The sequence below is a fragment of the Selenomonas sp. ND2010 genome (assembly GCF_000702005.1).
GTDB lineage: Bacteria > Bacillota > Negativicutes > Selenomonadales > Selenomonadaceae > Selenomonas_A.
In genome coordinates, this window is the sequence record NZ_JNKI01000054.1 from 1 (window position 1) to 7,216 (window position 7,216).

Below are 7,216 nucleotides of genomic sequence, written 5' to 3' on the forward strand. Positions count from 1 at the left end.
CCTATGGAAGGATTCTGGGGCATCCTTAAGCGGGAGATGTACTACGGCAGACGTTTTACCAGCAAGTGTGAACTTATGCGTTCGATTGAAGCATACATTCATTATTACAACCACAAGCGTGTGCAACGTAACCTTGGTATCCTAACACCGATAGAGAAACATACCTTGTATTTAGCCGCATAAAAAGGCCGGCAGACGAATCTGCCGACCAAAGAAATCTTATTTTTTTTTATTGTCCTCTTGACGGGGAGCAGTTCACATTACGTGCAACAGCCCCTTTTCTTTTTTGTCATATAGTGTTCTTCATTACACTCCTGCAAAAATCTTTGGTGTTTAATATTCGGCCATGTATTTGGCCAGGCGAGCATCATAGGACAAAGCCTCTTCTGAGGGGATTTTCACATCCCCTAAAAGATATAGGGACTCGTTAGGTTCAAGTTTTAATCGGTCAATGACGCCTAAAGACCTTGTCTGCTGGTCAGCAAAGGTAAGATAAACATCGGTGATGTTCGCGGTATGGATATTATCACTTGTATAGACAATATAGAAGGCTATTTTACCGTTGCCCCAGCAGCCTTTATGAATGGCATTAGCGACCTGCCCAGCGACGAAGTACGTTCGGTCAAGGGAGGATACTTTATTCGTGCCCTGCAACGTACCGGTACCGAAGAACGGCTTGCCGTCCAGATAGAACTTCTGATTGTGGAAGGTCACACGTCCGAAAGAGTAGTCGGTAATCTGTTGCTCCAGTCGGCGGATTCTCTCGGCTGTGTCAGGGTGGGGGTTATATGGGTTGGCGTCGATATTATCAGCTCCGGACACAGCATATAGCCCTTCATTGAGTTTCATGCGGTACAGGAAGGATACAAGGCTGCCGGTGGAAAACTTCAATGAATTGTTCAGAAACTCTACGGCTTGTTTATCAGCAAGATACTCGTTGGCTATAGAGATTTTTGCATTAGCTTCAGTTTTATTACAGGCAATATCCGTCATAATGGCTAACAGCTTGTCAGCGGAACGCTGTTTGTAGTCGTTACCTAGAAGCTGCTGCAGTCCGGCATCACCGTATAAAGTGTCTATCTTACGTTGAAAATCGCGGTTGTACCAGTGCGCACATTCATGGGCCATAACGGCCCCTAGCATTGAGCGTTGATAAATATTTTCCTCGTTCTGGGCACCTCTGTTTCGTAACTCAATCTGTCCACTGGCTGGAATGGTCAAAGCAAAGTTAACCATTTGCGTGGTAATATAAATCTGCCCAGCTGGCATAGTAGTTGCGTCAATGGCTGGCGCTGCAGATTCTTTGACTGGTAAAAGATAACGAGAGTGCCTGCCGTCATTGAAATTCAGCAGGGAAGGGTTGTATTGGAGTAATTCTTCTTGAATGCCTCGCAGGAACGGGCTATCCCACGCATGTGAGGCGCTTTCATACTCGTCGCTGAGGATAGCACCATAGAAATGTTCGTCAGAATCACTAAATGTATAGGCCGCCGCAGCATTGGCCGAAAAAAGAGTGACGACTAAGCATAAGGCGGCAAGATATTTACGCAGGCTCATCATAATCCGCCCTAATGTCACCCCCCTTGTAGCAATGAGGGGGGTGAGTCTCTTCGTAAGCATAAAAACACGCTCCTTATTTCACTTACATCCTGAAAAATCACATTATACAGCAGGGGAGATGAGAAGTAAAATTTATATTTAAGAATCTAAAGAATCAAACAAAGCACTAATATATTCATTTACCTGTTGGTTCTGAGATTCAGTATAGAAATCTACAGAGTTTTCTTCTTCATTGGAAGTAACAACCCAGTCAATGATTTTTTGTTCATTTTTATTCTTTTCTACGCAAATAGCATATACTATGAAAGGTGTTTCTGGCATATCATTGAAAATTTCTTGTGCTTTATAAATAGCAATGTGGTTTTTATCCCAACAATTGTTTTTAATAGCCCAAGCTACTTGTCCCATAACATATTTTGCTCTGTCTGCAGAATTATACAAAATCCTTTTATAGTTAGCATTAGCAAAGTTTGCTACTTCATATTGGTCTGGAACCTTAATTTCCCAATATTTATCTTCATTTTTTAGTCTAACATAAAAGGTTGAGGAATCAGCATTGTTATAGGTGTCATTATCATTCTCATAACCAACACGATTTTTACTCATTTCTCTTATATAGTTATAAGTAGCATTCCAACGGCTATTATTGGTAGGATGATTTTCTTTCCTAGTGTCCCAACCATCATATTGTGCCATTCTGTAAACACTAATTAAATCTCCCCCAACACTAAACTGGGGAACATTTTCTAGTAAACGAATACCAAAGGCATCGGCTCTAGCTTCAAGAGCAAAACTGTCTTTAGCCGTTTGTTCAGCAGTTTGTCCCCAATCTCTTTTGGATAAAGCATCATCATAATACCAATGACCACATTCATGTGCATAATCAGAAGCAATAGCACTCAAAGCATAAATATTATAATCTTTAGGAGTGGTAGTTCCATTACAACTTTTATAGGCAGAACCAGAGTTTACTAACAAACTACCTTGGGTAAGACTGATATAACCTCCACCATAGTTAGAACCACTAACATTACTATCCATAGTATCACCGACAGAATTAATATATACTCCTTTTAAGCCGTCCTCATATTTAGAATAAGCTTTCTTTAATTTCTGTGGGTTAAACTTAATTAAAGGAGCTTGGATTTTATCTTCAAGGAATTTATCTTCCTGTAAATAATTACTTTTTACTTCAACATCCCAAAAATTATCAGTTTCCATTCGATCGGCAGGAATATGATAATATTCACCTATGGGAGTATATGCAAATGCACATGAATAGGTTGTGGTAGCTACCGCAAAAGCCATAACCCCCGTAATAATCTTTTTGTTAAACATAAAATCACCTTCTTCCTATAAATATATTGCTACGATTTCCTATGCGAAATATGACTAAGGTAGAAATCGTAGCAAAGGTAATTTCCTTTTAGGTATTACGTTATTTCACAAAATGAATCAGTTGCTCCAAGGAGGGCTTTTCATCCTCTTGTTTTACTTCGTGACGATAGTAGTAGGAGGCTTCCCGTAATTGCTCGTCTTGGCGGATTAATTCTTCCAGACCGGCGAGGGTTTCGTTATCCCCAAACATTGTTCCCTGGTTTTCCTGGGCTTTTTTATCTAGTTTGCGCTCAATGCGGATATAGGCCACCGGCAGTTCAAAAGTTTTGGTGGAGTCCTTATCAATGGTCAAATTCTTGGCGGAAACCTTCTGCACGACAAAATTGTCATATTCAGCTTCGGCGGAGGATGACTCGGAAAGGTTCAGTTGTTCAATGGTTTTTGCTGCATCGCCATCGCCTAGGGTCTTTAAGATACTCTGCAGAACTTTCCCTGTTTCGTTGGCATCCATGCTATTTTCCGCATAGCATAGTAGCAGAGAGACGCCCTGGTAGTAGGAGTTGTCGATAAAGGAAAGCTGGGCACCGCTGGTCATGCGCCAAACCATCTGATACTCTGTGGGGATTTTCTGAAGCTGGTGGCTGTCACCTTCCAGATTTTTATTCAATGCGGCAATGATAGTGTCCGGCTTTTCAAAGCCTGCTAACATGTCTTTTTTATCCGCACCGCAGCCTGCAACGCTGAGGATGAGGAGCAGGGCCAAAGGCAGAACTAAATAATTTTTCATAGTGCGATTCCTTTCTTAACGGTAAAATTCCACATGAGAGCTCATCAAAGTATCAGATAAGGCCACCCGGAAGGCTACGGCTTTTTCCTGGGTGGTGACGGTCTTTTCCTCTTTGCCATCAGCATTGACATAACTGATTTTGATGAACTGCTCCGGGGTGATTTCTGCTACAATCTGGCCCGGATAGGAGATAGCTTTCCACTGATGACGTTCGGGCATCTTTAACTCCAACTGTTCTTTTTTGGCGTACTCCACAGTGAGATTATCGTAGAAGATGCTATTCCAAAAGTCACCATTGTTGCTCCCGCCGCCAGCACCTAAATGAAAGTCACCTTTCTTATCAACGCCAAAGGGCCGCAATACCTCGATATCCATGTGACCATTGGCACTGCCCAGGGAAGCATTGTTGGGGTAGATATTCTTGATAACAATCTTGGAGGCATAGGTGGCAGGCTTGCACACAGAAATTTCCAATTTCTGGGGCATATCCACGGTAGCAAATAACTGGCCATTCCCTTTACCCAGGAACATATTTATCTCAGACATTACGGCCATGTATACCGGGGACTGGATGGCTGGTTCAGCCGGATTGTCCGTCCGTTCCTGATGCAGTGCGTCCATAGTGACAGTACCGTAGGGGGCGTTCTTGGGGTTATCATAATCCTTAGAACCGCCATCAGACAGTAGATTGGCTAGGAGTAACAACAGCAGAATGACCAGCAAGGCCGTCCGCTTGGGATGCTGTTTCATCTTATTTATCATCTGTTCTTTATCCATAATTCACCTCATAAAAATTAGCAAGGGGCAGCAAAGCTACAGCCCCTTGTTTATAAACATTATTATACAGCCATTAATTCTGCTTTTCAGCGGAATTATAATTTATAATTAAGGATATGTTTTGTGGCATTTAAATCAGGCATATTGTTATGTCCTAATTGTAAAAATTGTATTTTTATAGATTCGTTATCATTTGCTTCTTGCGAGGAAGATGATTTTGTTTGAGGGAAAGATACAAAAATGGAACCGTTATATTTACTGCCATCTGGGAAAGTATATAGTGGTGTGTTTTTGGGGGAGATAACTAGGGGCATATTGACGGTTACAGTACTGCCACGCCATGTTACCGAAGCACCATGAGGCCAGTTTGACAAGACATATTGCTCGTCTGTAAGATTTCGAAAACGGATACTTACAGCTGTATATTCATCTATCCAATATGTGATTATTTTAGTTTCCATTATCTTTGTATTATCAATCGAATATATATAATCCTTTGCAGTGAATTCATATAAATATGGTTCACCGTGAACTACGCATTTTTGTGAATCTTTTTGGGATTTGTCAATATCGACACATACATACTTGTTTAATAGTGATGATTCCCCGTTTTTCATGTGTATTACGCCTGTAATCTTATAAAGATGAGAATCATCACCCTTTCCGATTTTTTCCAAATTTAGACTTTCAGCGTAGTCAATATTGTGATAATAATTGATAAGCTTTAGTCGGTAATCCTCAAAACTATCATATCCCAATGCCCTATAATCGAAATTTTCAGCATTGTAAGGAAAATAAAGATGGTATATAATATTTTGGACACTTCCCATTTTGCCTGAATACAGTGCTCTAAGTACACCTTCAGGAGTTTCTTCAACGGAAAGTCCTTCAACGAGTTCACTTACCATATCTATCCCGCGGTGAAGCTCGCTAGTACATCCCGTAAGACTGGAGGTAGCTAATAGAACGCAAAGGGGAATGGCTAATATTTTTTTTATTGTCATAATAACTCCTTTTCGCGTTAGCATTGAGTGTATTGAGGACATATTCACTTAAGCAATTTACCGTACTGCAGGAACAGGCGATAGCCATCGGTACGAGAGTTTAGCAGAAATACTGTTGCTCTCTGGCCGGTATTGTCCGGAACATAATTCCAGAAATCTGCCTCCATAGTTCCTTCGTAGTCTATAGTTGTCCAAGGTATTTCATTGCCGATTTTCTTTCCGGAAAGATTTGTGTCTTTAGCATTTACATATTGTTCTTTGTAAATATAGAAATGCAGGGTATAATCCGGTGATTTGGTTTCATTATCGTAAATAATGAAGGTATCGGTGGACGGATTATAGTCGAAACAAGTGTACATGTTATTTTCTTTAGTCACTATAATATATTGGCCATAATCTGTTACATCGTTACGTTTCATGTACATGTGCACGTATTCATATTTTATGCTGTCATCATTTGCTTCGCTGGCGGTATAATCTGCCCTGCCTGTATATGAACCATAATGAATAGCATTATTCTCCCAGTAAGCAGCCAAATCTGGTTTCGTTAGCTGAATACGGTTACTTTGATACTTTTTCCAAAGATTATCGGCCAAGGAATGACGTCCGGCAGGATTTGCCTGGATGGCGGCCGTTTCATTGGCTAGCTGCTGCTGGGCTAACTGCTTTTCTTTTTCCTGTTGTACGGTTGCCATTTGCAACAGGAAAGAGTAAACATCGGGGTGATAGCTTTGAAGCATATTCTGCAGATTGTTAATAAATTCAGAAGAAGCTAGGACATCTCTTTCATGGTCTGAGTAAGATTCAGCATGCAGTTTGCCGTCTCTGCCAGCAAAAAAATATATCGTGCCATCGTAAAGTTCGTTGGTGAATTTGCCAAAACCGGGAACATCCTGTACCGCAAAATATTTAACGGTCATAGAATAGGCTTTTACGATGCCATTGGACTGGCTTTGGTAGTTATCATTGCTAGTTAGCGAATTTGTATCCCCGTAGACAACCGTGAGCACACTGGGGTCAGAAAAAGTTGCATCGTAGTTTGAGTACAGTTGGACAGTGGCAGCCAAGGCCAGATTGCCATTGAGAATAAAGCAAACTAGGCACAACAGCAGTACATGCTTAAACATGTGACAAAAATTCCTAATCATAAACATCATCTCTCCTCTCTGATAGTAAAAAAGGCCCATAACAGGGCCAACTATAGAAATTATAGCACCGTTATCCCCCCCCCTGCAAGACAAACATGCGGTTTTGAACAACAGACACACAGAATTCATCCTTACTTAATATAAATAAGCATTAATTAGTCTGTCTAAAATAAGACTGCGAATAGGTTTATAGTCCCTATTAGGCGCTAATATTTTTCTAAGATGATAGCAAAACACAAAAAGGGGGCTGTTGCACGTAATGTGACGTGCAGCAGTCCTTTTTCATGTGCAAAAAAATAATCCCGGGGCTTGAATGCCTCGGGATTAGGTGTAGAATTTAGATATGCAAAAACCAAATTCACAAAAAGATTATACGTCTTTTGAAGGAAGCTATCAAGTATTTCTTCCATTTAATCTTGAATTTCAGATTGGCAAAGATGACCCCGTCCGCCTGCTTCGCCATTGTATTGGGGGTATGGATATTACGGCACTGGAAAAGACCTATCAGCGAATAAATCGAAATTTGGCGTCGCCAAGGCAGATGTTGGCCATCATTGTCTATGCCGGAATGAATCATATTTTCAGTTCTCGCAGAATAGAAC

7 protein-coding genes and 1 pseudogene are annotated in these 7,216 nt (G+C 40.9%); 2 read left to right on the forward strand and 6 right to left on the reverse strand.

Annotated features, from left to right (window positions below):
- On the forward strand, positions 1 to 183 hold a 183-nt coding region (locus T504_RS0111885; protein ID WP_033170790.1), incomplete at its 5' end, for an IS3 family transposase.
- Positions 184 to 333: 150 nt separating this feature from the next.
- Here T504_RS0111885 and T504_RS0111890 read toward each other — a convergent pair.
- From T504_RS0111890 to T504_RS0111915, 6 genes are all read right to left on the reverse strand, one after another.
- On the reverse strand, positions 334 to 1,620 hold the full coding sequence (locus T504_RS0111890; RefSeq protein ID WP_033171281.1) for a M48 family metalloprotease: 1,287 nt from the start codon (positions 1,618 to 1,620) through the stop codon (positions 334 to 336).
- Between the two features lie 78 nt (positions 1,621 to 1,698).
- Positions 1,699 to 2,898: a hypothetical protein gene (locus T504_RS0111895; protein WP_033171282.1), complete on the reverse strand. Its 1,200-nt coding sequence runs from the start codon at positions 2,896 to 2,898 to the stop codon at positions 1,699 to 1,701.
- Positions 2,899 to 2,998: 100 nt separating this feature from the next.
- Positions 2,999 to 3,685: a hypothetical protein gene (locus T504_RS0111900; RefSeq protein ID WP_033171283.1), complete on the reverse strand. Its 687-nt coding sequence runs from the start codon at positions 3,683 to 3,685 to the stop codon at positions 2,999 to 3,001.
- 15 nt (positions 3,686 to 3,700) lie between these two features.
- Positions 3,701 to 4,462 carry a hypothetical protein gene (locus T504_RS0111905; protein ID WP_033171284.1) on the reverse strand — a complete coding sequence of 254 codons (762 nt, stop codon included), beginning with the start codon at positions 4,460 to 4,462 and terminating at the stop codon, positions 3,701 to 3,703.
- Positions 4,463 to 4,557: 95 nt separating this feature from the next.
- Positions 4,558 to 5,466: a hypothetical protein gene (locus T504_RS0111910; protein ID WP_033171285.1), complete on the reverse strand. Its 909-nt coding sequence runs from the start codon at positions 5,464 to 5,466 to the stop codon at positions 4,558 to 4,560.
- Positions 5,467 to 5,510: 44 nt separating this feature from the next.
- Positions 5,511 to 6,593 carry a hypothetical protein gene (locus T504_RS0111915; RefSeq protein WP_033171286.1) on the reverse strand — a complete coding sequence of 361 codons (1,083 nt, stop codon included), beginning with the start codon at positions 6,591 to 6,593 and terminating at the stop codon, positions 5,511 to 5,513.
- Positions 6,594 to 6,957: 364 nt separating this feature from the next.
- Here T504_RS0111915 and T504_RS14650 point away from each other — a divergent pair.
- A pseudogene (locus T504_RS14650) lies at positions 6,958 to 7,216 on the forward strand (IS5/IS1182 family transposase); the annotation flags it as partial.

Excerpts from the sequence above, each read along its gene's own strand:
- T504_RS0111895 (WP_033171282.1), bottom strand. The coding sequence starts at position 2,898 with ATGTTTAACAAAAAGATTATTACGGGGGTTATGGCTTTTGCGGTAGCT.
- T504_RS0111900 (WP_033171283.1), bottom strand. The coding sequence starts at position 3,685 with ATGAAAAATTATTTAGTTCTGCCTTTGGCCCTGCTCCTCATCCTCAGC.
- T504_RS0111910 (WP_033171285.1), bottom strand. The coding sequence starts at position 5,466 with ATGACAATAAAAAAAATATTAGCCATTCCCCTTTGCGTTCTATTAGCT.
- T504_RS0111890 (WP_033171281.1), bottom strand. The coding sequence starts at position 1,620 with ATGCTTACGAAGAGACTCACCCCCCTCATTGCTACAAGGGGGGTGACA.
- T504_RS0111905 (WP_033171284.1), bottom strand. The coding sequence starts at position 4,462 with ATGGATAAAGAACAGATGATAAATAAGATGAAACAGCATCCCAAGCGG.
- T504_RS0111915 (WP_033171286.1), bottom strand. The coding sequence starts at position 6,593 with ATGTTTAAGCATGTACTGCTGTTGTGCCTAGTTTGCTTTATTCTCAAT.